This window comes from Brevibacterium sanguinis, assembly GCF_039528855.1.
Lineage (GTDB): Bacteria > Actinomycetota > Actinomycetes > Actinomycetales > Brevibacteriaceae > Brevibacterium > Brevibacterium sanguinis.
The window spans coordinates 143462-166933 of sequence record NZ_BAAAMB010000007.1 but is presented as its reverse complement, the minus strand read 5'-3'; the positions used below and the strand labels follow the sequence as shown (position 1 = coordinate 166933).

Genomic DNA, 23472 nt, shown 5'->3' with positions numbered 1-23472 from the left:
CTCTCAGGCGAGGGGCGACGACGGCGTGGACCGTCCGGGAACTGCGAGGGGTCAGGCGTCTCCTCCGGTGATGGCGTAGGCCTCATCGACTGGGGATTCGTCGATGTGACCGTCGATCCGGCGCAGGGCCTTCCATCCGAAGGCGAGGACGAGGATCGAGAGCACGACTGCCGCAGCACCGAAGAGGTAGGGGGCGCCGGCCCCCACCGACTCGGAGACCCCACCGGCGACGATCGGGGCGACCGCACCGCCGAGGAAGCGCACACCCGAGTACGAGCCCGAGGCGACGGGTCGCGGCAGATCGCTGACCTCCATCGCCGATTCCGTGAACACCGTGTTGAGCACACCGAGGATGAGCCCGGCGACGATGACGCAGATGATGAGCCCGATGAACGACTCGGCGAGGAACGACATGACGACGAGGAGGACGGCGAGCACGACGAGAGCGGTGATGAGGCTCTTGCGCCGCCGCAGGCGGTGCGTGAGCAGGGGTGCGCCGAACACCGAGGTGATCGCCAGGCAGATGCCCCACCCGAAGAACACGTATCCGAGGCCCATGGCCCCGAAGTTCTCGATGCCGGCCGCCGCAGCGGCAGCTTCGACCGGGAATGGGCTGTAGGCGAGCAGGATGAAGAAGCCGAAGTTGTAGAGCAGGGCGGCGACGGCGACGACGCCGACACCGGGGTGGGCGAGCGCACGGAAGGTCGCGCTCAGGCTGACCGGTTCGGCGGAGGTCCGCAGCGCCTGCCCACCGGTCTTCGAGTTCGGCAGCAGAACGAGGATGGCGATGAAGCCGATGGCCATGAGCACTGCGGTGCCGAAGAACGGTCCGCGCCAGGAGATTCCGCCGAGGACGCCGCCGAGCAGCGGGCCGGTGGCGATGCCGACGCCGAGCGCGGCCTCGTAGAGGATGATCGCCTTGTCCGCACCGCCCGCGGCGGCCCCGACGACGGTGGCCAGGGCGGTGGAGATGAAGAGCGCGTTGCCCAGACCCCATCCGGCGCGGAAGCCGATGATCTGATCGACGCTGCCGGAGAGCCCGGCGAGCGCGGAGAACGCGACGATGAGGACGAGTCCGATGAGCAGAGTCGTCTTGGCACCGATGCGCGAGGAGATGAAGCTCGTGAAGAACATCATGCCGCCGGTGATGAAGAGGTAGCTCGTGAAGAGCAGCATCGACTGCGCCGGGCTGGCGTCGAGTTCACGTGAGATGGCGGGAAGGATCGGGTCGACGAGGCCGATGCCCATGAACGCGATGATGCACGCGAACACCACCGCCCATACTGCTTTCGGTTGGCGCAGGATGGACCCCTGCTTCGCTTCGTCCTGTGTGGTGTCTCCGTCTGCTGCTCTCATCTCTGCGACCGTGTGTCCTTTCCGTTGGTGCTGTCGGTATCGGGGGCTGGGGATCCGTCGGGGGCGTCGTCGCTGTCGACGGGGTGCTCGTTGTGCAGGTAGTCGCCGACGAGCAGGAGTGCCCGGTGCACGCTGAGCCTGTCCTCCGGAGTGAGGGCCTGAAAGTAGGGCACCATCTGGTCGATCATGATCTCGCGGTTGACCGCGAGCCGGGACCGACCGGCATCCGTGAGCGAGAACTGCGACGCCCGGCGATCGGTGGGACTCGCCTCTCTGACGACGAGCCCGTCGTCCTCGAGCCGAGCGAGGAGCTTCGTCGCCGCCGGCTGCGAGCTGAGGTAGCCCTGCGCGAAGTGACCGACGCGCACCGGCTGATACTGCTCGACGACGGCGAGGGCACGCAGGGTGACGAGCTCACTCTCATTGCCGATGAGCCTCCTGAACGCCCTGGTCAGGCGCAGGGAGACGACGACGAGGCCTTTGACGAGCTCGTCCGGATCCACATCTTCCATAACTCATGTATATACCTGGGTTATATAACTGCGCAAACGCGTCCCACGGTTGCGACCCATTCCGTTGCCGCTCAGCTGGCCAGGTCCACGTGACGGACGCCATAGGACCACCGGTCGGCGGCGTGCTAGCCTGATCCCAACATGTTCCGGGGACGGTGAAATTCCGTGCCGGCGGTGACAGTCCGCGACCCGAACGCGTCGAACGCGATCGGCTGACTCGGTGAGATTCCGAGACCGACAGTAAGAGTCTGGATGGGAGGAACATGGCGGCCGCGGTCGTCGTGTCAGCGCCGGCAGGCGCACCAGGCAGACGCCCGCGAACCGCGATGGCTGCACCCGCACGCTCCTCCCTCCCGGCATCGGCTCGGGAGGTTTTCTCATGGGCGCACCCGCCCACGATCACGCGGCGATGTCCGCCGCACTCACCGCTGCCCGCGACGGTCGCCGAGGCGCGAACCCCCTGGTGGGTGCCGCCATCCGCGCCGCTGACGGGCAGATCGTCACCGGCCGCCACCTCGGCGCCGGTACCCCGCACGCCGAAGTCGACGCGATCACCACAGCCCATCGTCACGGCATCGATCTCACCACTTCGACGCTGTTCGTCACGCTCGAACCGTGCGCGCACACCGGTCGGACGGGGCCGTGCACGCAGGCGATCCTCGACGCCGGCATCCCCGACGTCGTCTTCGCCCTCCCCGACACGACCGAACCCGCCGGGGGCGGCGGGGCCCTCCTCGCCGAGGCGGGGGTCAGGGTCCGCTCGGGCCTCGGCAGCGAGGAATCGGCCGACCTCAACGCCCGCTGGCGAGCGGCGACGGCGCAGGGGCGTCCGTTCGTCACGGCGAAGCTCGCCCAGAGCCTCGACGGGAAGGCCGCCGCCGCGGATCGCACGAGCCGGTGGATCACCTCGGCGGCCTCCCGCATCCATTCGCACAGTCTGCGCACCGAGGTCGACGCGATCCTCGTCGGCACCGGCACGGCGGCCGACGACGATCCGCGGCTGAGCGCCCGCGACGAGGACGGGGAGCTCCTCGACCCGCAGCCGATCCCCGTCGTCATGGGCCTGCGCGACCTCGCACCCGACTCAGCGCTGGCGACCAACCCCGCCACCATCCACGTGCGCACCCGCGAGGTCGACGTCGTGCTCGCCGAGCTCGCCGCCCGCGGGATCCGGCACCTCCTCATCGAGGGCGGGCCGCAGGTGCTCGGTGCCTTCTTCTCCGCCGGCGTCGTCGACGAGGTGTACTGCTATCAGGCCCCGCTCATCCTCGGTGAGGGCCTGCCGAGCATCCGCGGTCTCGACATCCCCACCCTCGCCGAGGCGGTCGGCCTCATCCCCGACGACACCGCGGTCCCGGCGGTGTCCGTGCTCGGGCCCGACGTCCTTCTCCACTTCACGACGAGCAGCCCATGAGCGCCCCGCTCGTCGTCCACCACCCGCTTCGACCACAGGAGGAACCCGTGTTCACCGGAATCATCGAGGGCATCGGCACCGTCGTCGACCTCACCACGCACGAGGACTCGGCCGTCCTCACCATCGCCGCCGGTGACGTCGTCGCCGATCTGCCGCCGGGCGGATCACTCGCCGTCAACGGCGTGTGCCTGACCTCGGTCGTCGAGCCGGCCACCGAGAGCGGGGTCGGCTCAGCCGGGGGCGACGTAGTGCCCGGGGAGCCCGCCGCCGCAGGACAGGGCACTTTCGTCGCCGAGGTGATGGGTGAGACCCTGCGACTGACCGGGCTCGGGTCGCTGACTCCCGGCGACCCGGTCAACCTGGAGCGCTGCACCCCGGCGGCCGGTCGCTTCGACGGGCACATCGTCCAGGGCCATGTCGACGGCCTCGGCGAAGTCATCGCCCGCACCGACCACGCCGAGTGGACGACCCTGCGCATCGGCATCCCCGTCCACCTCGCACCGCTGACGGCGGTCAAGGGCTCGATCGCGCTCAACGGCGTCTCCCTCACTCTCACGGCGGTCTCCGAGGCCGTCCCGTCGGCGGCCGCAGCCCCTGAGGGATCGGTCGCCGAGGGCACCGCGCTTGCCTGGGTCGAGGTCGGTCTCATCCCGGCGACGCTGACGCACACGACGTTCGGCGGCCTCCGCGTCGGCGACCCCGTCAACGTCGAGGTCGACGTCATCGCGAAGTACACCGCGAGGCTCCTCGCCTTCGCCGCCCCTGCCGCCTCGGCGTCGTCCATGACCATTCCCACCCCTGTCACCACCCCTGCACCACAAGGAGCCGATCATGACTGAGACCGTTTCACCGCTCGGCGAGTCCACCGCCGGACTCGACACGATCTCCCGCGCGATCGCCGAGATCGCCGCGGGCCGCCCGATCGTCGTCGTCGATGACGAGGACCGCGAGAACGAAGGCGACCTCATCATCGCCGCGGAGTTCGCCGACGCCGCGACGATGGGCTTCATCGTCCGGCACAGCTCGGGCGTCGTCTGCGCTCCGATGTCGGCCGCGCGGGCGGCCGCGCTCGACCTGCCGCCGATGGTCGCCGCGAACGAGGACCCCAAGGGCACGGCGTACACGATCAGCTGCGACGCCGTCGGAGTGACGACGGGCATCAGCGCGGCCGAACGTGCGCTGACCGGCCGGGTGCTCGCCGCCGAGACCCCCGACCCGGCCGCGATCACCCGCCCCGGTCATGTCTTCCCGCTCGTGGCGAAGGACGGCGGAGTCCGTGAGCGGCCCGGCCACACCGAAGCCGGCGTCGAGTTCGCGCGCCTCGCCGGGGCCCGTCCGGTGTCGATGATCGCCGAGGTGGTCCACGACGACGGCTCGATGATGCGCTTCGACGCCCTGCGCGAGTTCGCCGATGCGCACGGCCTCGTCATGGTCTCGATCGAACAGCTCATCGCCTACCTCGACGAGGATGGTGAGGGCGCCGATGGTCCTGCTGCCGCGGCGGCCGCGGTCGGAACTGCGGGCCTCGGGCCGGTCGGACCCGAAACGACAGCGGAGGCCTCCCAAGAGGTGCCGCTGCCGACGCGCTACGGCCGTTTCACGGCGCGGGCGTTCACCGTCGACGGGCTCGACCACCTCGGCGTCTACACCGGACTCGACAACGACGACCCCGCAGGTGCATCGGAGAGCCCCGCTCCCCTCGTGCGCGTCCATTCGGAGTGCCTGACCGGGGATGTCTTCGGGTCGCATCGCTGCGACTGCGGCGAGCAGCTCGATCGGGCGCTGCAGACGATCGCCGAGGACGGCGGGGCGGTCATCTACCTCACCGGGCACGAGGGCCGCGGGATCGGACTGCGCAACAAGATCCGCGCCTACTCCCTCCAGGACTCGGGGCTCGACACCGTCGATGCGAACCTCGAACTGGGGCTCAGCGACGACGCCCGCGACTACCGGGCGGCCGCGGCGATCCTCACCGAGATGGGGCTGACGCGGATCCGTCTGCTGACGAACAATCCGGCGAAGACGCAGGCGCTGGCCGACCTCGGGATCACCGTCGAGGAGGTCGTGCCGCTCGAGATCCCGGCGCGGCCGGAGAACTCGAAGTACCTCGAGACGAAGCGCACCCGCATGCACCACACGCTCCACCTCGCGTGCTGAGCGCCCCCGCACCGGCACCGCGCCGGCGTCGGCTGAGCAGCCGACCGCCGAACGACCACTGACCCGGCTCACGACCAGCCGAGTCATCACCGGCCCGACTCACGACATTTCGACCCACCATTGACCAACTCACCACCAGCCGGTTCACCACCGGCCCGACTCCCGACTTTTCGACTCACAACTTTTCGACCCACCACATCGAGAACCACCACTGAGGAGCATCACTCATGGCACATCACGGAGCACCCGACATCACCCTCGACGCCACCGGCCTCAACGTCGCGATCGTCGCGGCGTCCTGGCACACGGAGGTCATGGACGGGCTCGTCGCCGGCGCCGAGCGCGCGGCCGCGGAGGCACACGCGACGACGACGCTCATCCGCGTCCCCGGCAGCTTCGAACTGCCCGTCGCCGCCGCACGCGTCATCGAGAGCTTCGATGCCGTCGTCGCCCTCGGCGTCGTCATCCGCGGCGGCACCCCGCACTTCGACTACGTGTGCTCGGCGGCGACCGATGGGTTGAACCGGGTCGCCCTCGACTCCCGCAAGCCCGTCGGCTTCGGGGTGCTCACCTGCGACAACGACGAACAGGCCAGGGACCGCTCGGGCCTTGAGGGCTCTCGCGAGGACAAAGGCCACGAAGCGATGACCGCGGCCCTGGCAACCGCCTCGGCGCTGGCGGACTTCCCAGTCTGACGCGGCGCACCCCGCGGCACACCGCACCTCTGTCGCACCACCCTCGGAGCAGCGCACCACCCCCGCAGGTCGCGAAAGGCACCCCCAGCGAAAAATCGAGGACGCAGAGTGTCGAAATCCGAATCGGAAATCGACACTCTGCGTCCTCGACTCTGCCGGTCCGCCGCCGGAACGCCGTCGCCGCCGCTGCTGCCGGCACCGCGCGGTCTCACCGACCGCTGGCGCCTCCGGTCGTCAGAACAGCTGTCGGACGTTCGTGCGTGCGAGGTCGATGAGTTCGTCGCCCTTGCCCGAGAGCACCGTGCGGATGGCGTAGAGTGCGAAGCCCTTCGCCTGCTCGGCGGTGATCGACGGCGGCATCGAGAGCTCCTGGCGTTCGGTCGTGACGTCGAGGACCGCAGCTCCGTCGTGGTTGAGGAACTCGGTGACGACCGAGGGGAGGTCCTTCGACTTCTCGACGCGGAATCCCTTGATGCCGACCGCCTCGGCGATGGTGGCGAAGTTGGGGTTCTCCAGGTCGGTGCCGAAGGTGACGAACCCGGCCGCCTTCATCTCGAGTTCGACGAAGTTGAGCGAGGAGTTGTTGTAGACGACGACCTTGACGGGCAGGTCGTTCTGGGTGAGCGTGATGAGCTCGCCGAGCAGCATCGCCAGGCCGCCGTCGCCGGCCAGCGCGATGACCTGACGCCCCGGGTAGGCGGCCTGCGCACCGACGCTCTGGGACAGGGCGTTGGCCATCGACCCGTGGCTGAAGGAGCCGATGAGGCGGCGCTTGCCGTTCATCGTCAGATACCGGGCCGCCCACACGACGGGCGAGCCGACGTCGGGGATGAACACCGCGTCGTCGGTGGCCGCCTCGTCGAGGAGCTTCGTCAGATACTGCGGATGGATGGTCCGCTTCGACGGCGTGGCGAGTTCGTCGAGGTCCTTGCGGGTCTTCGCGTAGTGCTTCGTCGCCGTCTTGAGGAACGAGCTGCTGCGGCCCGTCCTGATCAGCGGCAGCAGGGCATTGACGGTGTCGGCGACGGTGCCCGTGAGCGCGATGTCGACCTTCGTCCGCTTGCCGATCTGCGACCCGCGCACATCGACCTGGATGACGGTCGCCTCGTCGGGGTAGAACTGCTGGTAGGGCAGGTCGGTGCCGAGCATGAGCAGCGTGTCACACGACTTCAGGGCATGGTAGCCGGAGGAGAAGCCGAGCAGACCGGTCATGCCGACGTCGTAGGGGTTGTCGTACTCGACGAACTCCTTGCCGCGCATCGTGTGGACGATCGGCGCTTGGAGGGCGTCGGCGATCGCGAGGAGCTCGGGGTGGGCGCCCTCGGTGCCGGCACCGGCGAGGATCGCCACCTTCTTGCTCTGGTTGAGGGCGGCGGCCGCGTCCTCGATGAGCGGTTCGGCCGGGGTGACGTGCGAGGGGAAGAACCTGATCTCCTCGGCTGCGGCGTCGATGTCGGCGAGGCCGACGTCGCCGGGGATGACGAGCACGGCGACGCCGCGCTTCTCGATGGCCTCTCGCATCGCGATGCGCAGCAGGCGCGGCATCTGCGAGGGGTGGGCGACGTGTTCGGCGTAGACGCTGCACTCGCGGAAGATCTCCGTCGGGTGGGTCTCCTGGAAGTAGTTCGAGCCGATCTCCTCGCTCGGGATGTGCGCGGCGATCGCGAGGACCGGGACGCGGGAGCGCTGAGCGTCGTAGAGACCGTTGATGAGGTGGAGGTTGCCGGGACCGCAGCTGCCGGCGCAGACGGCGAGCTCTCCGGTCAGGGCGGCTTCGCCGCTGGCGGCGAACGCGGCGCCCTCCTCGTGGCGGACATGGACCCATTCGAGTTCGGGATTGACGCGCAGAGCGTCGGTGAATCCGTTGAGCGAGTCACCGGGGATTCCGTAGACGCGCTTGACCCCACTCGCGACGAGCGTGTCGACGATGTTTCTGGCGACGGTGGGCATGGTGCTCCTTCCGTGGAAACACGAGCACCGGAGCTCTGGCATCTGCCCCGGTGCGAGGCGTGGACTGCTGGTGTCAGTCTAGACCGGGGCCGCAGCCGCGGAACTGTGAGTGTGGCGACAGGATCGGTTGTGCGTCACATGCGGTGAGGAGGCTTGTCGGCCGCATGCGATCGTCGAGCGAGTCACTGGGCTGCTGCCGCCCTGCGGGCCTCCGGCTATGTGTAAAGCGAGTTTCCATGTCAGTGGAACGTGTAAAAGTTTCGGCGATTTTTCTACACGTCACCCGGTCGCGGTCGCTGGCCGGTCCGGCACCTCACATATCGCTCCTGCCCCATCCCGAACAGAACGTCAGACAGTTCGGGGCATGGCACCGCGACGCACGCTCACGTCCGCGCCGACAGGCCGGTGGCGGCGGTGAGGACTGCCGCCATGGCGATGGCCATGATCGAATATCCGCCGAGGAGGTCGGCCAGAGCCGGGCCCGCGACGGGGGCGAGCGCCGTGCCCACGGTGATCGGGGCGACGAAGACGCCGTTGATGGCCCCGAAGTTCGCCGTGCCCCACCGGTCGGAGACCGCCGTCGCCTGGAAGAGCGTCATGCAGCCGCGGATGCCGCCGGTGATCATCGCGATGCCGATGATGAGCCAGAGCGGTCCGGGCACGAGTGCGAGCAGCCACAGGCCCACTGCCCCGGCGGCGAAGAGGAGTACCGTGCGGGAACGTGCGCTCGTGTGCCGTTCGATGCTCGGATATCCGAAGCGGCCGGCGACCTGTCCGAAGCCGACGAGACCGAGCGCGATCGCCGCGAGACCGTAGGCGGCGCCGCGTTCGATGAGGACGGGAATGATGTTGATCGTCACCGCGAAGAGGGTGAACGTCGCCAGCGCCACGGCTGACTGCAGGATGATGAAGCGCGGGCTGCGGGTGACCGTGCGGATCTCGGAACGGGAGGGGCGCTGGTACCGCGCGGCCGCGTCGTCGGTCCACCGTGCGTTGAGGAAGATGAGCTGGACGGGCAGGGCGATGACGACGAGGATGCCCGCGAGGACGACGTAGGTCGGCCGCCACCCGAAGGCGCCGATGAGCCAGGCGATGATCGGCGCGAACACGGTCGAGGCGAGACCTCCGACGAGCGTGAGCATCGTCAGCGGTTTGACGCGCTGCGCGCCGTACCAGCGGGTGACGACCGCGAACGCCGGCGGGTAGAGCGTCGTCGCCTGGGCGAAGCCCGCGAGCGCCCACGCCAGGTAGAACACCGGCAGATTCGGTGACACCGCGACGAGCAGGAGTGCCACGACGCCGATGCCCGTGCCGGTCGCCATGATCGTCCGCGGTCCGTGCGCGTCGAGGAGCCGTCCCACGCGCACCCCGGCGGCCGCCGAGACGATGAGGCCGATCGTCAACGCACCCGTCACCGTCGTCTCGCTCCACCCGGTGTCTGCGGCGATCGGGGTGACCGCAACGGGCAGCGAGTAGTAGAGGAGTCCCCAGCAGACGAGTTCGGCGATGCAGAGCCCGACCAGGCCGCCCCGAGGTCTGTCCGTCACACCTCCCTCACGCTTCTCTGCCGCCGAAGCTCGCCGGGTCGACCGGGCGATCCCTGCGCGGCATCTTCGCGACGACGAGGCAGTACGACTCGAGGACGAGATCGTGGAGGAGGTCCTCATCGAGAGCGGCCCGCGCCGAGGTGGTCCCCGGGTCGGTCCCGACTCCCCCGTCGGCGCCGTCGCCGGTCCCGACTCCCCTGTCACCGCCGTCGCTGTCGATTCCGTCGGCGCCGTCGATTCCGTCGGCGCCGCAGACGGTGATCCAATGCCGTTTGTTCATGTGATAACCGGGCGTGATCTCGGCGTAGGCGTCGCGCAGCACCTCACCGTCGAGCGGGTCGATCTTGAGGTTCATGCTCGGCACTCCGCGCAGCTCGTACTGCATCATGAACATCCTGCCGCGGACCTTGAACACCGCGTACTCGGGTCCGAAGGGGTGCTCGATGACGACGGACGGATACTGCACCGCCTGGTCGTGGGCGAGTCGAAGCACGGTCACCGAGTCCATGCGTGGATGCTAGCAAAGGGCACAGACATCAACGGTGCGGCGACCGCAGATCGGATGGTGCCCACATCCGGTATAGCAGCGACAGGCTGGTCGAGCACCGATTCCCGCTGCACCGCCACTGAGCCGCCTCGAATCGCCCTACGCGGCAGCGCCCCACCGCCGAATCAGCGCAGCGCTGCGTCGACGGCGGCGAGCGCTGCGTCCCAGGGGATCCGCTCCTGCTCGAGTCGCACATCCCCTTCGCTGCGCAGTCGGTCGAGCGCCCGCTGTTCCGACCCGGTGAGGCCGAGCAGGCTCCCGCGGTGCGGCGTCGGCTCCCGCACCCACAGATCGCGGTGGGCCAGCAGCGTGTCCTCGTCCATGAGCAGCGATTCCACCGCGGGGAGATGCGCCCGCAGGCGGTTGAGTATTGCGAATCCGTGCGAGTCGAGATCGCCCCAGTAGGCGACCCTCGCCGAGGCGGCCCATCGCAACCGTGCGACGACCCCGACCGTGTAGCCGGATCCGTGGATCGCAACGGTGCCCGGGCGATCGGGCAGCGCGAGCACCGATTCGAGGTTCTCCACGATGAGCACGGTCCGCGGTTGCAGGTTCAGCCGGGCCAGCTGGTCGACCGGTGCGGCGAGGTCGCGCAGCGGACCGAACGCCATCGCCGGGTCGAGGAGGCGCAGGCGGACATTCGCCTCGGCGTCGAGGATGTCGAGCCCGCCCGGGGCACCAGCCAGCGAGAGCAGCGCGCGGACGAGTCCCCGGTGCGTACCGAACCACTTCGAATCGACGCCGCGGATCGGCAGCTGCCGGGGGCGCATCGTGCCGAGCGGATTCTCCGCAAGCCAGCTGACGACATCGATGACCTGGGCGAACTCGTCGTCACCGAGGTCGAGGAGCCGCTTGGCCAGTGATCTCACGACCGCCGTGAACTCCCCCGCAGACGCCGTGAACCCAGACGGATTCCCCGCGCCTCGGTCCGCCACCACACCAGCCGCCGCGACCCGGTCCTGCCCCGCCGTCGTCTCGGCATCCCCAGTCGCAGGATCGCCGTCGACGCTCGGACCAGTGGAGTGCGCGGTCGTCTGCGGCCAGCGCTGTCGGATCTCGCGCACTCGCGCCGAGAGCCGCCGCCAGTCACGCTCTGCACTTCCGCCGACGAACACCGCGACATCCTCCGGCGTCGGGAACCGCGCCCGCACCGGCACGTCCTGCCTGCCCACGGACTTCCACGCGCGCGACTGCCAGTCGAGGTCGAGAGAGTGATCGGTCGCGGCGGCCCGCCACGACCGCACCCACGCTTCGGCACCGGCGAGGTCGCCCATGACCTCCTTCTCGGTCGGTGGTTTGAGCCCGAGCTCGAACGCCGGTGAGCCGACCTCCGCCTCGGCGGGGCGGACACCAAGGGCGCCGTCGGCCTCGGCGAGGACCGCCTGCTCCCCCGCCCACTGGCCCATCCGGGTGCGCAGGCGCTTCTCGGCGAGCCGGCGCGCCTCGGCGACATCGATCATGGCCTCACCCTACCGAGTGCTGTCCGCACCTCATCGCGCGCGGCTCTCCCCTATCGGCTGCCGTCCCCGGTCGAGATGGCCTCGGCTGTCGAGACGGATTCCGCTGCCGCGACCGTCTCCGCAGCCTCACCGGCCTCCGGGCTCACAACCGGTTCCACCGTCGCACCCGGTTCCACCGTCGCACCGGACTCGACGAGGACAGGGTCGCCCGCCCCCGCCTCGGCGCCGGAATCACCACCACCAGAAACATCCTTCCCCGCAGCCCCGTCACCAGCCCCGTCCCCGTCGGTCTCCCAGACCATGTACGCGACGACGGACTTCGCGCGGGTGGGATTGTCGATCGCGGCGGCGGCGCCGACGTAGGGCTCGATCGTCTGGAGGAGCTTCTGCGGGGTGGCGAGCACCATGTGGAAGCCGAACTCGACGAAGATGTTGAGCGCCATCCGCGTGTAGCGCGAATCCGCCTTGTCGAAGGCCTCGTCGAGGATGATCGTGCCGTACTTCGCGACCGGTTCGTCGGGGTCGGCGAGCTGGTAGCGCAGGGCCGCGGCGAGGCAGAAGACGACGAGCTTCTGCTGCTGCCCGCCCGACATCGCCGCCCCGGAATCGTACGTCGCCTGTGGAGTGCCGTCGCGGTCGAGCTCCTCGGCGAGGAACGTCACGTGCAGACGCGTGTCGAGGCACTGGGTGCGCCACACGCGGTCGATGTGCTCGCTCGAGGCGAACCGGCGCATGATGTCGGCGAGCAGCTCGTACTTCATCTCCGCCGTCTCGAGGTCCTCATCGCCCCAGCTGCCCTCGGAGATCGTCGCGAGATCGCGCATGAACGCCTTGACCGTCTCACTCCGCCGGGTCTTGACGCGCAGGTGGAGGAAGCGATCCGTGTCGAACTCCGACCGCTGCAGCGAGGCGTTGACCGGGTCGACGCGGTCCTGGATCTCCCGCGGCGCCCCGAGGATCTCCCCGCGCAGCTCGCCGATGAGGTCCCGCGAGCGCTTCCGCAGCAGGTCGAGGAACCGTCCTTCGTGTTCGGGCAGGCCGTGGGCCTGGATCTCGGCAAGCATGTCGAGGAAGCCCTGCCGGTCCTCGACGTCGGAGGTGAGGTTCGCCGAGGCGGACGGCCAGGCCGCTTGGAACTGCGCTGCCAGCCGGGTGACGTCCTGCCCGGCTGCGGTCGCACGGTCCGCGGCGGCGTCCCGTTCGTCCTGCAGCCGGGTCATGACGGCCTGTCCGACGTCGCCGAGGATGTCGCGGGTGATCTTGCGCCTGACCGCCCGGAACCGCTCGTCGAGTGCCGTGCCCACGGCCGCCGACACCTCCGGGTACTCGCCGGCGGCGATCGCCTCCCGCAGGGCCTCGGCCGCAGCGGCGAGGCCGTCGCGGGTGGCGCGGGCGGTGCGCAGCCGGAAGCTCACGTCGTCGGCGCGGGTGCGCGCGTCGTCGAGGGCGGTCTCCGCCTCGTCGCGGGCGCGGTTGGCGGCCTGGAGGTCGCTGTCGCCGGCCATGAGCTCGTCGAGGCGCGCCTGGAGGGTGTCGATCTCCTTCTGCGCCCCGTCGGCGTCGACGTCGCGCCATGTCTGCCGGCGGACTCCGGCGAGGAGGCCCCGGCGTTCGTTCGCCTTCGCAACGTCCGCCTCGGCGGTCTCGACGATCGTGCGCACGGCCTGCAGGTCCGCCTCGGCGGCCTTGAGTTCGTCGATGAGGGCTTCGAGCTTCGCATCCCGGTCCCCGAGCACCCACTGCGAACGGTCGTCGATGCGGCGCCGGTCGTCCTTCTCGTACCGGGTCCGGGAGGTTTTGATCTGCCCGTTGATCGTCACGGCCTTGACGTGGTCGTCCATCTCGGACAGGTGATCGACGCATGCGTAGTCGTAGCGCTCCGACAGTGCCCAGCTCACCCACTCGCCGACCCCGGTCTCCGCCACCCGCACCCGGTTGACCAGGGAGATCGCGCTCTTCGCGGGGCGCGGGGAGGCAGCGGTCTGGGGCACCTCCTCGAACACGAGGCGGGTTGTGATCCGGTGGGAGTCGACCCAGGAGCGGACCGTTCCGAGGTGGTCGGAGCGGACGAGGAGCGTGAGCGCGAACGGTCGGAGCACGCGTTCGATCGCCCCCGTCCACGCGGCGTGCTCGGGTTTGACCTCGATGAGCTCGGCACCGAAGGGCAGGGCGGATTCGGGCAGGCCGACCGCCTCGGCGAGCATCGTGCGCACCTCGAGGAGGTGCCCGGGCACGGTGGTGCCGCTGCGGCGCAGGGCGGTGATCGCGGCTTCGGCGGCGGCGACGCGGGCGCGGGCCTTCGAGAACCGGTCGTGGTCGGCGTGGCTCGGGCCCGCCGGGGACTCTGAGCCGTCGAGGATGCGTGCGATCTCGGCCTGGAGTTCGGCGAACTCGGCGGCGGTCGTCGGGGCGTCGTCGATGCCCGCTTCGCTCAGCTGCGTGCGCAGGGACTCCCAGCGGTTCTTCGCGGTCCGGCGGGTCTCCTCCCCGGCGCGGATCTTCTCGTGGAGGAACGCGGTCTCCGACCCGCCGAGTTCGAGGGCGGCGCGCTCGGCCCGTTTGAGGTCGTCGGCGGCGGCGCGCAGGGTGCGGTCGGCGTCGTCGGCTTCGGCGTCGAGGGTGGCGATGCGCTCGTCGAGGGTCGAGCGCTCGGCGTCGAGGAGGTCGAGCTCCCGGCGCTTCTGGAACGGAATGACGCTTGCGGCGAGTTCGCGCACTTCGGCGACGGCGGCGTGCGCGGTGTCGTACCTCGTCGCCGCGTCACGCAGTTCGAGGAGGTGATCGCGCTGGTGACGGAGCTGGACGACGTGTTCGTGGGCGTCCTTGAGGTCGCCGAACTCGTCGACGGCGGTGTCGGCGAGGGCGAAGGTCGCCGGGGGTTCGAGCATGTGCTCGCGGAAGAGCTGGTCGAGGCTGTCGAGGTGCTTGGCCGACTGCGTCTTGTGGAGGAGTTGCAGCGCGGATTCGTGTTCGATGTCGAAGAGTGAGCGCATCCGGGCGTAGAACCGGCCGTGGGCGCCGTTCGAGGTGATGACGGCGTCGGGGTGGGCGGCCTTGAGCGCCCGGGTCTGGATCCCGCCGAGCGCGTATTCCTGCAGGTCAGCTAGGTCGATGCCGGAGCGGTCGAGGAGGCAGAGGTCGGAGACGTCGGAGTTCTTCGTCCCGCTGCCCTTGACGAAGAACAGGCGGGCGAGGGTCACCGGCGGGTCGATCTCGTTCTCGAAGCGCAGGACGATGCCGCTCCACGTCGCGTGCGGGCGCAGGTAGCGGCTGACGACGCGGTCCTCCTCGGCGTCGGTCATCCGCGTCCACGCCCCGCGGACGTAGCTGATGATGCTCCGCTGCTCGGTCCGGGCGCCCGCGGTCTGGGCGGCGACGTTGAAGCGCAGCCATTTGTCGGGTGTGAGCACCGAGGCGATCGCGTCGAGCAGCGACGACTTCCCCGAACCGGAGGGTCCGGTGATGAGCTGGCCCTGCCGGGAGACGGGGATCGTGTGGATCTCCCCGTCGAAGGTGCCCCAGTTCGCGAGCTGGATCCGGCTGAGCCGCCACTGCCCCGACAGCGCGGCGGTGACCTCGGCGTCGGGTTCGGGGACGCCGTCGAAGACGGAGCCGCGGGCGTCCTCGGGCAGGATCGAGAGGAGGTCGGTCTCGGTCATTCCGCGTCCTCCTCGGTGGTGGTGTGGTCTGGGCTGTCGGGGTCAGGGGCGTCCGGATCGGGGGTATCGGAGTCAGGCCCATCCTCGCCGAGGCTGTCCCCGGTGCCGGTGTCACCGGCAGGATCGACCGCCTCGGCGCTGCCCTCATCACTGCCCCCGTTGCCACCGTCCTCTCCGGCGGCGATGCGCTGGTACGTGGCGGTGAGTTCGCGGACGCGGTCCTCGTCGATGAGGAAACGGACCATCGGGGAGATCTCGAAGCGCTCGTCGCCGACCTTGTGGAGGACGCGCAGGCGGTTCGACATCCGCGCCCACGCGCCGTTGAGGTTGCGGAGAAACGTCGATTCGTCGCCGGTGCGGTAGATCATCAGGGAGTCGTAGACCTCGTCCTTGCCGACGATGACGCGGCGTTCGCCGGGGGCGGCGAGGAGGAGCTGGCGGAGGACGAGGAGCATCGCGGTGTCGATGAAGGTGAGCCGTTCGCTGCGGACCGCGCTGGGGACGTCGATCTCCTCGGTGACGACCTTGCGGGTGAACGCGAATTCGTCGACGGGGTCGATGACGAGGTCGAGGAAGAGTTCGTGGAGGCGTGAGCGCACGCTCGTCTCGTCGGCGATGAGGGCGGCCCACAGGCCGGGGTTCTGGGCGCCGGAGACGTAGGGGCCCTTGAGGAGTTCGAGGAGGACGCGGCGGGTGCGTTCGTGGAGGACACCGGTGTCACCGGACCACAGACCGGTCCCGGCGGGCCGGTCCTCGAGCGGCTGCTCGTCGGGATCGAGATCAGCAGGAGGCAGATCGTCCTGACGCAGATCGTCCTGGCTCAAACGGGGATCTCCTTCGTGAAGAGGCGGCGGTGGGTGGCCGCGCGGCGGGGCACACCGTCGGTGCCGGTCCAGGTGAGCACGTCGGCGGTGGTGGGGTCGACGGTGCCGTGGGTGGTGGCGAGCGAGAGCAGCCCGACGACGCTCGCCAGGCCCTGGCTGGCCGGGAAGCGTTCGAGCACCTCGGCGACGGTGATGTCGGCGGCACCGGCCAGGGCGGTGTTGACGTTGTCGGTGAGTTCGGTGAAGTCGATCTCGGATTCGCGGGCGACGCGGATGAGCTCGCCGAGGTCGACGGTCGATTCGCCGGCGGCGCTCAGGGCGACGCCGGCGTCGAATTCGTCGGGGTCGTGCAGCGTGACCTCGCCGAGCGAGGCGATCGGTACGGTCGAGAGGTCCAGGGCGACCCCAGAGTCCGCATAGGGTTTGCGCTGCTGGGCGGCGGGCACCGCCTCGGCGAGCGCGTCCTGGAGGAGGGTGCGCATGACGCGGTCGCGCTGGAACTCGTGGGAGTGGACGTAGCGGCGCAGGCCGCGGGCGAAGTCGGACAGCGCGCTGTGGACTTCGCGGCTGCCGTCCTTCATGTCGCGCATGAGTCCGCGCAGGGTGCGTCGGGTGGCCAGCGGCAGGGAGCGGGCGAAGTCGCGGTCGAGGATCGCCGAGACGTCGTCGTCGAAGGCCGAGGACTGTTCGGGGTCGCGGACGAGCCCGGAGAACGCGGTGAAGGTGCGGCCCTCGTCGGAGGATTCGATGAGGTCGACGCCGCGGAAGATGTCGTCGAGGACGTGGGTCTGGGCGTCCTCGGAGCTGAGGATGCTCGTGCGCAGGTCGTGGTTGAGCTCTTCGAAGCGGGCTCGGACGCGGGCGAAGTCGGCGGGCAGGCCCTGGGCCTGGCCGAGGATGTCGCTGACCCTCTCACCTGCGCGTCTGCGGTCGAGCGTGGTCGACATCGCGTCGCCGCGGCGGACGCGGGCGATCTCGGCGTCGATGCGGTCGCGTTGGGCTTCGAGGGAGCGCAGGCGCCGTGAGGTGTCGGGGTCGGTGTCGATGGCGAGCTGTCGGACCGCCTGGGCGAGGGCGACGAGGCGGGATTCGGTGGCCGTGCGGGGTGGGGTGCGCAGCTGTTCGAGGATGCGGATCGCATCGAAGCCGGCCGCGGAGAGTTCGTAGGTCTCGCCGCGGGCACCGGTGGCGGGGCGGCGGATGATGATGTCGGCCCGGCGCCAGTCGTCGCAGTAGGCCTTCGCCGTGCGGGTGCCGAGGTCGAAGTGGTCGCGCAGCTCCTCGAGGTCGGCGTCGATCGCCTCGTGGACGTCGTCGGTGGACAGACGGCTGCCCGGGCTGCCGAGGAGGTTGCCCAGGGTCGCGGCCATGATCGCGAGGTTGTCGGCCCGCAGCATGCGCAGGGTCGCGTTGTCGTCGATGAGGCGACGGAACGCGAGCGCGGAGGACAGAGCGGACATGGCCTCCATTGTCCCGCGCGGTGCCGGGGCGGGGAAATCGGGGCACGGGCCTCGTTAGACTCGGGGGCATGCCTGAGTCTCCTCATCTGCTCGTCGCCGCGCTCGGCGGCACCATCGCCTCGACCGCTGACGGCAGCGGCGGGGTTGCCCCGGCTCTCAGCGGTGCGGAGATCGCCGCGGCCGCGGGTCTCGATGAGATCTGGCCGGATCTGCGCACGGATTTCACGCAGGTCGCGCAGGTGTCGAGTGCGAACGTCACACTGGAGATGCTCCTCGACGTTGCGCAGCTCGCCCGGGAGACCGAGGCGCACGGCATCGTCCTCACGCAGGGCACAGACACCCTCGAGGAGAGTGCCTTCGCGCTGTCGCTGCTCAATGACTCAGGGGTGCCGATCTCCGTCACCGGGGCGATGCGCAATCCGACCCTGCCAGGCGCCGATGGTCCCGCGAACGTCCGGTCCGCCGCACTGACGGCGCTGTCCCCGCAGGCGCGGCACCTGCCGGTGACGCTCGTGTTCAACGACGAGATCCACGATCCCCGGCATGTCCGCAAGGCGCATGTGTCGTCGACGGCGGCGTTCTCGTCCGGTCCGGTGCTCGGCGCGATCGGGTGGATCAGCGAGGACGTCGTCCGCGTCCCCCATGCCCCGGCCGCGCTCACCTCGCCGTTCGCCCGGCGGGATCGCCCTGAGGCGATCGCCCCGGTCGCGCTCGTCGAGGTGGGGATGGGTGAGCCGGCGGAGACGTTCGCCCACCTCGCCGAGGCGGGGTTCGCCGGCGCGGTCATCGCCGGCGTCGGCGGTGGTCACGTGCCCGAGCTTCTCGTGCCCGCGGTCTCCCGCCTCAGCGCGCAGATGCCCGTCGTCCTCGCCTCCCGACCGGGGGCGGGGGCGAGCCTCACCCGCACGTACGGCTACGTCGGCGGGGAGATCGGTCTGCTCGAGGCCGGTCTCCTGCCCGCGGGCGTCCTCGATGCGAGGAAGGCCCGGATCGCGCTGACCCTGGCACTGAGCTTCGGAGTCGATCCCGCCGAGGTGTTCGCGCAGTTCCGGTGAGGTGCGAAGATGTTCGGCATCCAGCGGGACCGACGACACCGAGCCACCTCTGCGACATCAGTCTTCGTATCCGCCTGCCCAAGTCCAGTTTGAGCCGGTTCAGTCCGACGAACGCCCCTCTTCGGCAACATGTGACCGCAGAGACGTCGCAAGTGAGGGCAGGTATTCCGTGACCACATCGGTGACGATGTCTCGGTCGATACCGAAATACTGGTGAACGAGGATGTTCCGAAAGCCGCGGATCTGAGCCCACGCAACTTCCGGGTGGGCGTCGACGATCTCAGGCGGAAGTCGATTCGCCGCTTCCCCGATGATCTGAAGATTGCGCTCAATGGCGTCCTCTGCCATTTCAGCGAGCTGCTCATCACCACTGGTCAGCGCCTCCAGGTAGCGCTGACTGCGTTCGATGCCCTCAAGGATGTCGGCAACGCGCTGAGCGGCACTTCTGCTCACAACGCCACCGCGTCATCGATGGCCGTTCTCGAAACCGAGCGCCTGAGCAGCTGAACGGGAAAGACGTCGATGTCGTCACGACCGTAAAGTACGCGGGTTTCCTCCATGAGCCCAGATGCGCGCATCAGCAGATTCCCGTCGGCGGGGTCCATATCGACGAGAATGTCGATGTCGCTTCCTTCGACGGCGGTTCCCCGTGCGACTGAACCGAACAGCCTCGGATTCGTCGCAGAGTACTTCGTCAGCAGCTGCTCGAACTCCTCGCGTTTCACGCCGATCAGCTCGCGGAGGGCAAGCGATTCGGGTGTCACGTCGTTCGTCGACATGCACCCAGGTTACCGGGCACGAACGGACTCATCGACGGGGTCGTCCGCCTCGTCCGTCCGTCAGGGCTCGAACCGCGCAGACGATCGGGACCGCTCGCGCCTCCGCCATCAGACGGCCGAGGAGGAGTGGCCCCGGGCCCTTACTCCCGCTCCCCCACCGCGACGACCATCTTGCCGAAGTTGCCGCCGGTGAGGAGTTCGTTGAAGTACTCGGGTGCCCGGTCGAGGCCGGACCGGATGTCCTCGCGGTAGCGGATCCTGCCCTCCTGGATCCACGTGCTCATGTCGTGGAGGAACTGCTCGCCGAGGCGGTCGACGAACTCCGACTGGATGAACCCGCGGAACGTCAGCGACTTCCGGAGGATCGCCCCCATGAGCAGTCCCGTGCGATCGGGGCCCGCCGGGAGCTCGGTGAGGTTGTAGGAGGAAACGAGACCGCACACGGGCACGCGCGCGAACGGGTTGAGCAGCGGCACGACAGCTTCGAGGACCTTTCCGCCGACGTTCTCGAAGTAGACGTCGATGCCCTGGGGCACCGCCTCGGCGAGCTCCTCCTTGAAGTTCGGGGAACGGTGGTCGAGGACGATGTCGAAGCCGAGCTCCTTGAGGTGGTTGACCTTCGCGGGCCCGCCGGCGATGCCCACCGAGGTGGCCCCGACGATCTTCGCGATCTGCCCGACGACCGACCCGACGGGTCCGGTCGCGGCGGCCACGGCCACGGTCTCGCCGGGTTTCGGCATGCCGATCTCGAGCAGACCGGCATAGGCGGTGAACCCGGGCATGCCGAGCACCCCGAGGGCGGTGCTGATCGGCGCGATCTCCGGATCGATCTTCCGCAGCTGCGACGCCGGCTCGATCGAGTACTCCTGCCATCCGCCGTAGCCGAGGACGATGTCACCGGGTTCGAAGTCCGGTGACTGCGACTCGACGACCTCGGAGACCGTCGCCCCGACCATCACCTCGCCGAGCTCGACGGGCTTCGCGTACGACTTCGCATCCGACATCCGTCCGCGCATGTACGGATCGAGCGAGAGATAGAGGGTCCGCAGCAGCACCTGGCCCTCGCCGGGGGACTCGACCGGCACCTCGTCGTGGAGGAAGTTCTCGGCGGTCGGGGCGCCCACGGGGCGCGAGTTGAGGCGGATGCGGTGGTTCGTCGCCATGTCAGTTCAGTCCTCTCATCGGCTGTCCGGTCTCCTGTAACAACCGCTCGGTATCCGCTGATGTTCCCGCTGACCAGGAGAAATTCCGCCCGCCGAGGTGGTCGGTGCCGGCCCGAGCCGGAGCGTGGCCGGGTGCTCGGTCGGTCCGAATCCGGCGAGATCGAGTGCGAGATCGGCCCACCGCGGGTCGAAGGCCCACCGGAACTCCTCGAGGCGGTCGAGGACGAGTGCGCCGTTGGCCCGGACGATGTCCGACCACTGCGGCGGCCAGTACCCGTAGGCGCCCGCCGCGGCGATCTCGTGGACGTCCTTGAACACCGCGCCCCGCGGGTTGAGGCTGCCGTCGGGCAGGTGGAGCGGTTCGCTCGCGACGGGGAACGTGATGTCGAGGATGAGATCGCATGTGAAGACCGCCTCGGCGGTGCGACGGTGAGTCGTCTCGAGATTGACGTACCACTCGACCCGCGGCGGATTCGGGGCACCCTGCTGAGGTGCCGTCGTCTCCGCGGCCGATGGCACCGCGGCGGTCGCCTCGGCGGGTTTGACGAGCACCCACACGGAGAAGGGAACGTTCGGCGGGGCGAGCTTGAGCACGCCGTGACCCTGCCAGCGCGCGGGGATCATGATGCGTTCGGGGGCCTGTCCGCGGGGGCGGAAACGGACGTCGAGCGGGACGTCGTGGGCGCTCATGCCCTCCCAGCCGACGAGACCGGTGTCGACGACCTCGGTGCCGCCGGGCATCCAGAGCACCGCGCCGTTCGGGCCGTCGTCGATGACGCGCATCGGGCGGCGCACCTCGACATGGTCGAGGTCGTAGTCGAAGCGCCGGTACGTCCAGGTCACAGCCTGACCGGGTGTCCAGAACGGAGGTTCGCCGAGGCGCGCGGCCGTGCCGGGGACCGTGATCTCGAACGGGTCGGTGAACTCCATAGCCGCAGTCTAGGGTCGCTCACTGCGCGCATCCTGGGGATGGGATTCGGCCGTCCCCGCATAGTTGTCGGTACCGCAAAGTGTCGGTACCGCACGGTGTCGTCCTCGCATCGTGTCAGTGCCGCACGGTGTCGGTCCCGCGCCGCGTCGGTACCGCACAGTAGGGTGGGGACATGATCGCACCACCCCGCAGCGACGCGGAGATCCCGACCTACGTCGAGGCGCTCGGGCTGCCCGGGCTCGCCGACATCCACGTGCACTTCCTCCCGCAGAACGTCCTCGACAAGGTGTGGTCGTACTTCGACGACGCCGAGGCGAACTACGGAAGGCCGTGGCCGATCCACTACCGCTTCGACACGGACACCCGCCTGCAGATCCTCCGCGAGCTCAGCCTCCACGCGATTCCCGCGCTCACGTACCCGCACCGGCCGGGTATGGCCGCCTGGCTCAACGACTGGAACCGCGACTTCGCCGCCGCCCACCGCGACGTCATCCACTGTGCGACCCTCTTCGCCGAGCCCGAGTCCGCCGACTACGTTCCTGCCGCGCTCGCAGCCGGGGCGCGACTGTTCAAGGTCCACGTCCAGGTCGGCGGGTTCGCCCCCGATGATCGGGTCCTCGATCCCGCGTGGGCGGCGCTGTCCGAGGCGCAGGTGCCCATCGTCATCCACGCCGGATCCGAACCGCTGCCGGGAGCCTTCACCGGCCCCGAGGCGATCGCGCGGGTGCTCGAGCGCTTCCCCGCGCTCAACTTCGTCATCGCCCACATGGGCATGCCCGAATACGAGGCGTTCGCAGATCTCGCCGAGGCCTACAGCGGCGTCCACCTCGACACGACGATGTACGTCTCCGGGTTCTTCTCCTCTCCCGCCGAGGTGACCCCCGCCTTCCGGGAGCGCCTGGTCTCCCTGCAGGACAAGGTCGTCCTCGGCTCGGACTTCCCGAACATCCCGTACCCGTACGCGGATCAGATCTCGGGTCTGGCCGGGCTCGAGCTCGGCGACGAGTGGATGCGCGCGGTGCTCTGGGACAACGGCGCGCGCCTCCTCGGGCTCGCGCAGCGGGTGCCTGGCGAGCCCTGACTCAGCCGTCGCGGTGCACGCGGTCGGCGCGGCCGCCGCGCGGGCCGGGTCAGGCCCGGGACCGCCTCGGCGCGCCGGACGACCTCACCGCGTCGCCAGCCATTCGTCGACGGTCACGGCCGACAGCCTCGGTGCGGGCGGGATGAGTCCGTCACCAGAGCTCGCCCCGGGCACGGGGACGGGGACGACGCGCCGCGGGCGGCGACCGGCGGCGTCGACGCGGGCGATCTTCGCGGCGATCGCGGCGAGATCGCTGATCTCGGGGCCGGCGACCTCGACTGTGCCGCGCTCTCCGGCCTCGATCGCCTCGGCCATCAGCCGGGCGGCTTCGTCGGCGGCCAGCGCCCGCACCCGCATCTTCGGGGTGAAGATGACGCGACCGACGCTCACTGAGGTCGTCTCCGCGAGTTCGTACCACTGAGCGGAGCGGAACATGAGGAGCTGGTCGGCGGGCACGAGCCGGCGGTACACGCGTTCCTGCAGGTCCTTGCCCTGGTAGTAGGCGAAGAGCTTCGACTCGGCGACCTCCGGACGGAACGCGATCGACAGGCACACCATCGCCGCACCGGGGTTCTCGGCGGCGGCCAACGCGATCGAGCGGGCGCTGCGGGAGAAGAAGTCGAGGGCTCGGTGCCGGTTGTTCGTCATGAGATTGACGGCATCGACGAGTACATCGCTGCCGACGGCCGCCTCGGTGACGCCCTCACCGGTGTACGTGTCGACGCCGATCCCGCGATGGGCCGCGATCACCGAGTGCCCCTGCGCCCGCAGGCGTGAGACGAGCCGCGACCCGAACGTGCCGGTGGCTCCGTAGACCGTGACCTGCATGTGCCCGTCCTTCCGCCCCGAGGCGCTCCCGGCCTCGGGCTTCCTCAGCCCAGT

General features: G+C 69.6%; 20 protein-coding genes and 1 riboswitch. Of the genes, 6 read left to right on the top strand and 14 right to left on the bottom strand.

What is annotated here, in order from left to right; translation table 11 throughout:
- Nucleotides 1-51 precede the first annotated feature (51 nt).
- Nucleotides 52-1356 carry an MFS transporter gene (locus ABD154_RS08955; protein WP_344251123.1) on the bottom strand — a complete coding sequence of 435 codons (1305 nt, stop codon included), beginning with the start codon at nt 1354-1356 and terminating at the stop codon, nt 52-54.
- Entirely contained in the window at nt 1353-1868 is a 516-nt protein-coding gene (locus ABD154_RS08950; protein ID WP_344251122.1) for a MarR family winged helix-turn-helix transcriptional regulator, read from the bottom strand. Before ABD154_RS08950 ends, ABD154_RS08955 begins: the two co-directional genes overlap by 4 nt.
- 138 nt (nt 1869-2006) lie before the next feature.
- Nucleotides 2007-2136: riboswitch (FMN riboswitch) on the top strand.
- Between the two features lie 111 nt (nt 2137-2247).
- On the opposite strand from ABD154_RS08950, the gene ribD reads away from it, so the two are divergent.
- The 4 genes from ribD to ribH all read left to right on the top strand — a co-directional run bounded on the left by ribD (nt 2248) and on the right by ribH (nt 6134).
- A complete protein-coding gene (ribD, locus tag ABD154_RS08945; protein ID WP_344251121.1) occupies nt 2248-3282 on the top strand; it encodes a bifunctional diaminohydroxyphosphoribosylaminopyrimidine deaminase/5-amino-6-(5-phosphoribosylamino)uracil reductase RibD in 1035 nt (344 codons plus the stop codon).
- Entirely contained in the window at nt 3279-4121 is an 843-nt protein-coding gene (locus tag ABD154_RS08940) for a riboflavin synthase (RefSeq protein ID WP_344251120.1), read from the top strand. The genes ribD and ABD154_RS08940 overlap by 4 nt, the downstream gene beginning before the upstream one ends.
- Entirely contained in the window at nt 4114-5439 is a 1326-nt protein-coding gene (gene ribB, locus ABD154_RS08935) for a 3,4-dihydroxy-2-butanone-4-phosphate synthase (RefSeq protein ID WP_344251119.1), read from the top strand. The genes ABD154_RS08940 and ribB overlap by 8 nt, the downstream gene beginning before the upstream one ends.
- A gap of 227 nt (nt 5440-5666) precedes the next feature.
- Complete coding sequence (gene ribH / locus ABD154_RS08930; protein ID WP_344251118.1) at nt 5667-6134, top strand: 6,7-dimethyl-8-ribityllumazine synthase; 468 nt, start codon at nt 5667-5669, stop codon at nt 6132-6134.
- 234 nt (nt 6135-6368) lie between these two features.
- Here the strand turns inward: ribH and poxB are convergent, their stop codons facing one another.
- The 7 genes from poxB to ABD154_RS08895 form a co-directional block, all read right to left on the bottom strand.
- Nucleotides 6369-8084 (bottom strand): ubiquinone-dependent pyruvate dehydrogenase, encoded by a 1716-nt coding sequence (gene poxB / locus ABD154_RS08925; RefSeq protein ID WP_344251117.1) that lies wholly within the window; start codon nt 8082-8084, stop codon nt 6369-6371.
- A gap of 383 nt (nt 8085-8467) precedes the next feature.
- Complete coding sequence (locus ABD154_RS08920) at nt 8468-9631, bottom strand: MFS transporter (RefSeq protein WP_344251116.1); 1164 nt, start codon at nt 9629-9631, stop codon at nt 8468-8470.
- A 7-nt stretch (nt 9632-9638) separates the two neighbouring features.
- Nucleotides 9639-10139 carry an MmcQ/YjbR family DNA-binding protein gene (locus ABD154_RS08915; RefSeq protein WP_344251115.1) on the bottom strand — a complete coding sequence of 167 codons (501 nt, stop codon included), beginning with the start codon at nt 10137-10139 and terminating at the stop codon, nt 9639-9641.
- Between the two features lie 164 nt (nt 10140-10303).
- Nucleotides 10304-11638, bottom strand: coding sequence for a Wadjet anti-phage system protein JetD domain-containing protein (locus ABD154_RS08910; protein ID WP_344251114.1), 1335 nt, complete (start codon nt 11636-11638; stop codon nt 10304-10306).
- Nucleotides 11639-11688: 50 nt separating this feature from the next.
- Complete coding sequence (locus ABD154_RS08905) at nt 11689-15297, bottom strand: ATP-binding protein (RefSeq protein ID WP_344251113.1); 3609 nt, start codon at nt 15295-15297, stop codon at nt 11689-11691.
- Nucleotides 15294-16121 carry a DUF4194 domain-containing protein gene (locus tag ABD154_RS08900; protein ID WP_344251112.1) on the bottom strand — a complete coding sequence of 276 codons (828 nt, stop codon included), beginning with the start codon at nt 16119-16121 and terminating at the stop codon, nt 15294-15296. Before ABD154_RS08900 ends, ABD154_RS08905 begins: the two co-directional genes overlap by 4 nt.
- Entirely contained in the window at nt 16118-17581 is a 1464-nt protein-coding gene (locus tag ABD154_RS08895) for a DUF3375 domain-containing protein (protein ID WP_344251111.1), read from the bottom strand. The genes ABD154_RS08900 and ABD154_RS08895 overlap by 4 nt, the downstream gene beginning before the upstream one ends.
- Nucleotides 17582-17649: 68 nt before the next feature.
- On the opposite strand from ABD154_RS08895, the gene ABD154_RS08890 reads away from it, so the two are divergent.
- Nucleotides 17650-18636 (top strand): asparaginase, encoded by a 987-nt coding sequence (locus tag ABD154_RS08890; protein WP_344251110.1) that lies wholly within the window; start codon nt 17650-17652, stop codon nt 18634-18636.
- A gap of 99 nt (nt 18637-18735) precedes the next feature.
- On the opposite strand, the gene ABD154_RS08885 is transcribed toward ABD154_RS08890, so the two are convergent.
- From ABD154_RS08885 to ABD154_RS08870, 4 genes are all read right to left on the bottom strand, one after another.
- Nucleotides 18736-19089, bottom strand: coding sequence for a HepT-like ribonuclease domain-containing protein (locus ABD154_RS08885; protein WP_344251109.1), 354 nt, complete (start codon nt 19087-19089; stop codon nt 18736-18738).
- A complete protein-coding gene (locus ABD154_RS08880) occupies nt 19086-19415 on the bottom strand; it encodes a nucleotidyltransferase family protein (protein ID WP_344251108.1) in 330 nt (109 codons plus the stop codon). The genes ABD154_RS08885 and ABD154_RS08880 overlap by 4 nt, the downstream gene beginning before the upstream one ends.
- A 140-nt stretch (nt 19416-19555) precedes the next feature.
- Nucleotides 19556-20578, bottom strand: a complete 1023-nt coding sequence (locus ABD154_RS08875; RefSeq protein WP_344251107.1) for an NADP-dependent oxidoreductase — start codon at nt 20576-20578, stop codon at nt 19556-19558.
- 15 nt (nt 20579-20593) lie between these two features.
- On the bottom strand, nt 20594-21508 hold the full coding sequence (locus ABD154_RS08870) for a DUF402 domain-containing protein (protein WP_344251106.1): 915 nt from the start codon (nt 21506-21508) through the stop codon (nt 20594-20596).
- 173 nt (nt 21509-21681) lie between these two features.
- Between ABD154_RS08870 and ABD154_RS08865 the strand changes: the two genes are divergently transcribed.
- Nucleotides 21682-22590 carry an amidohydrolase family protein gene (locus ABD154_RS08865; protein WP_344251105.1) on the top strand — a complete coding sequence of 303 codons (909 nt, stop codon included), beginning with the start codon at nt 21682-21684 and terminating at the stop codon, nt 22588-22590.
- 84 nt (nt 22591-22674) lie between these two features.
- Here ABD154_RS08865 and ABD154_RS08860 read toward each other — a convergent pair whose 3' ends face one another.
- Nucleotides 22675-23418 (bottom strand): SDR family oxidoreductase, encoded by a 744-nt coding sequence (locus ABD154_RS08860; RefSeq protein ID WP_344251104.1) that lies wholly within the window; start codon nt 23416-23418, stop codon nt 22675-22677.
- Nucleotides 23419-23472 lie beyond the last annotated feature (54 nt).

Coding starts and splice junctions, on each gene's coding strand:
- poxB (WP_344251117.1), bottom strand. CDS start 8,084: ATGCCCACCGTCGCCAGAAACATCGTCGACACGCTCGTCGCGAGTGGG.
- ABD154_RS08955 (WP_344251123.1), bottom strand. CDS start 1,356: ATGAGAGCAGCAGACGGAGACACCACACAGGACGAAGCGAAGCAGGGG.
- ABD154_RS08875 (WP_344251107.1), bottom strand. CDS start 20,578: ATGGCGACGAACCACCGCATCCGCCTCAACTCGCGCCCCGTGGGCGCC.
- ABD154_RS08890 (WP_344251110.1), top strand. CDS start 17,650: ATGCCTGAGTCTCCTCATCTGCTCGTCGCCGCGCTCGGCGGCACCATC.
- ABD154_RS08860 (WP_344251104.1), bottom strand. CDS start 23,418: ATGCAGGTCACGGTCTACGGAGCCACCGGCACGTTCGGGTCGCGGCTC.
- ABD154_RS08910 (WP_344251114.1), bottom strand. CDS start 11,638: ATGATCGATGTCGCCGAGGCGCGCCGGCTCGCCGAGAAGCGCCTGCGC.
- ABD154_RS08895 (WP_344251111.1), bottom strand. CDS start 17,581: ATGTCCGCTCTGTCCTCCGCGCTCGCGTTCCGTCGCCTCATCGACGAC.
- ABD154_RS08915 (WP_344251115.1), bottom strand. CDS start 10,139: ATGGACTCGGTGACCGTGCTTCGACTCGCCCACGACCAGGCGGTGCAG.
- ABD154_RS08940 (WP_344251120.1), top strand. CDS start 3,279: ATGAGCGCCCCGCTCGTCGTCCACCACCCGCTTCGACCACAGGAGGAA.
- ribH (WP_344251118.1), top strand. CDS start 5,667: ATGGCACATCACGGAGCACCCGACATCACCCTCGACGCCACCGGCCTC.
- ABD154_RS08870 (WP_344251106.1), bottom strand. CDS start 21,508: ATGGAGTTCACCGACCCGTTCGAGATCACGGTCCCCGGCACGGCCGCG.
- ABD154_RS08950 (WP_344251122.1), bottom strand. CDS start 1,868: ATGGAAGATGTGGATCCGGACGAGCTCGTCAAAGGCCTCGTCGTCGTC.
- ABD154_RS08905 (WP_344251113.1), bottom strand. CDS start 15,297: ATGACCGAGACCGACCTCCTCTCGATCCTGCCCGAGGACGCCCGCGGC.
- ribB (WP_344251119.1), top strand. CDS start 4,114: ATGACTGAGACCGTTTCACCGCTCGGCGAGTCCACCGCCGGACTCGAC.
- ribD (WP_344251121.1), top strand. CDS start 2,248: ATGGGCGCACCCGCCCACGATCACGCGGCGATGTCCGCCGCACTCACC.
- ABD154_RS08880 (WP_344251108.1), bottom strand. CDS start 19,415: ATGTCGACGAACGACGTGACACCCGAATCGCTTGCCCTCCGCGAGCTG.
- ABD154_RS08865 (WP_344251105.1), top strand. CDS start 21,682: ATGATCGCACCACCCCGCAGCGACGCGGAGATCCCGACCTACGTCGAG.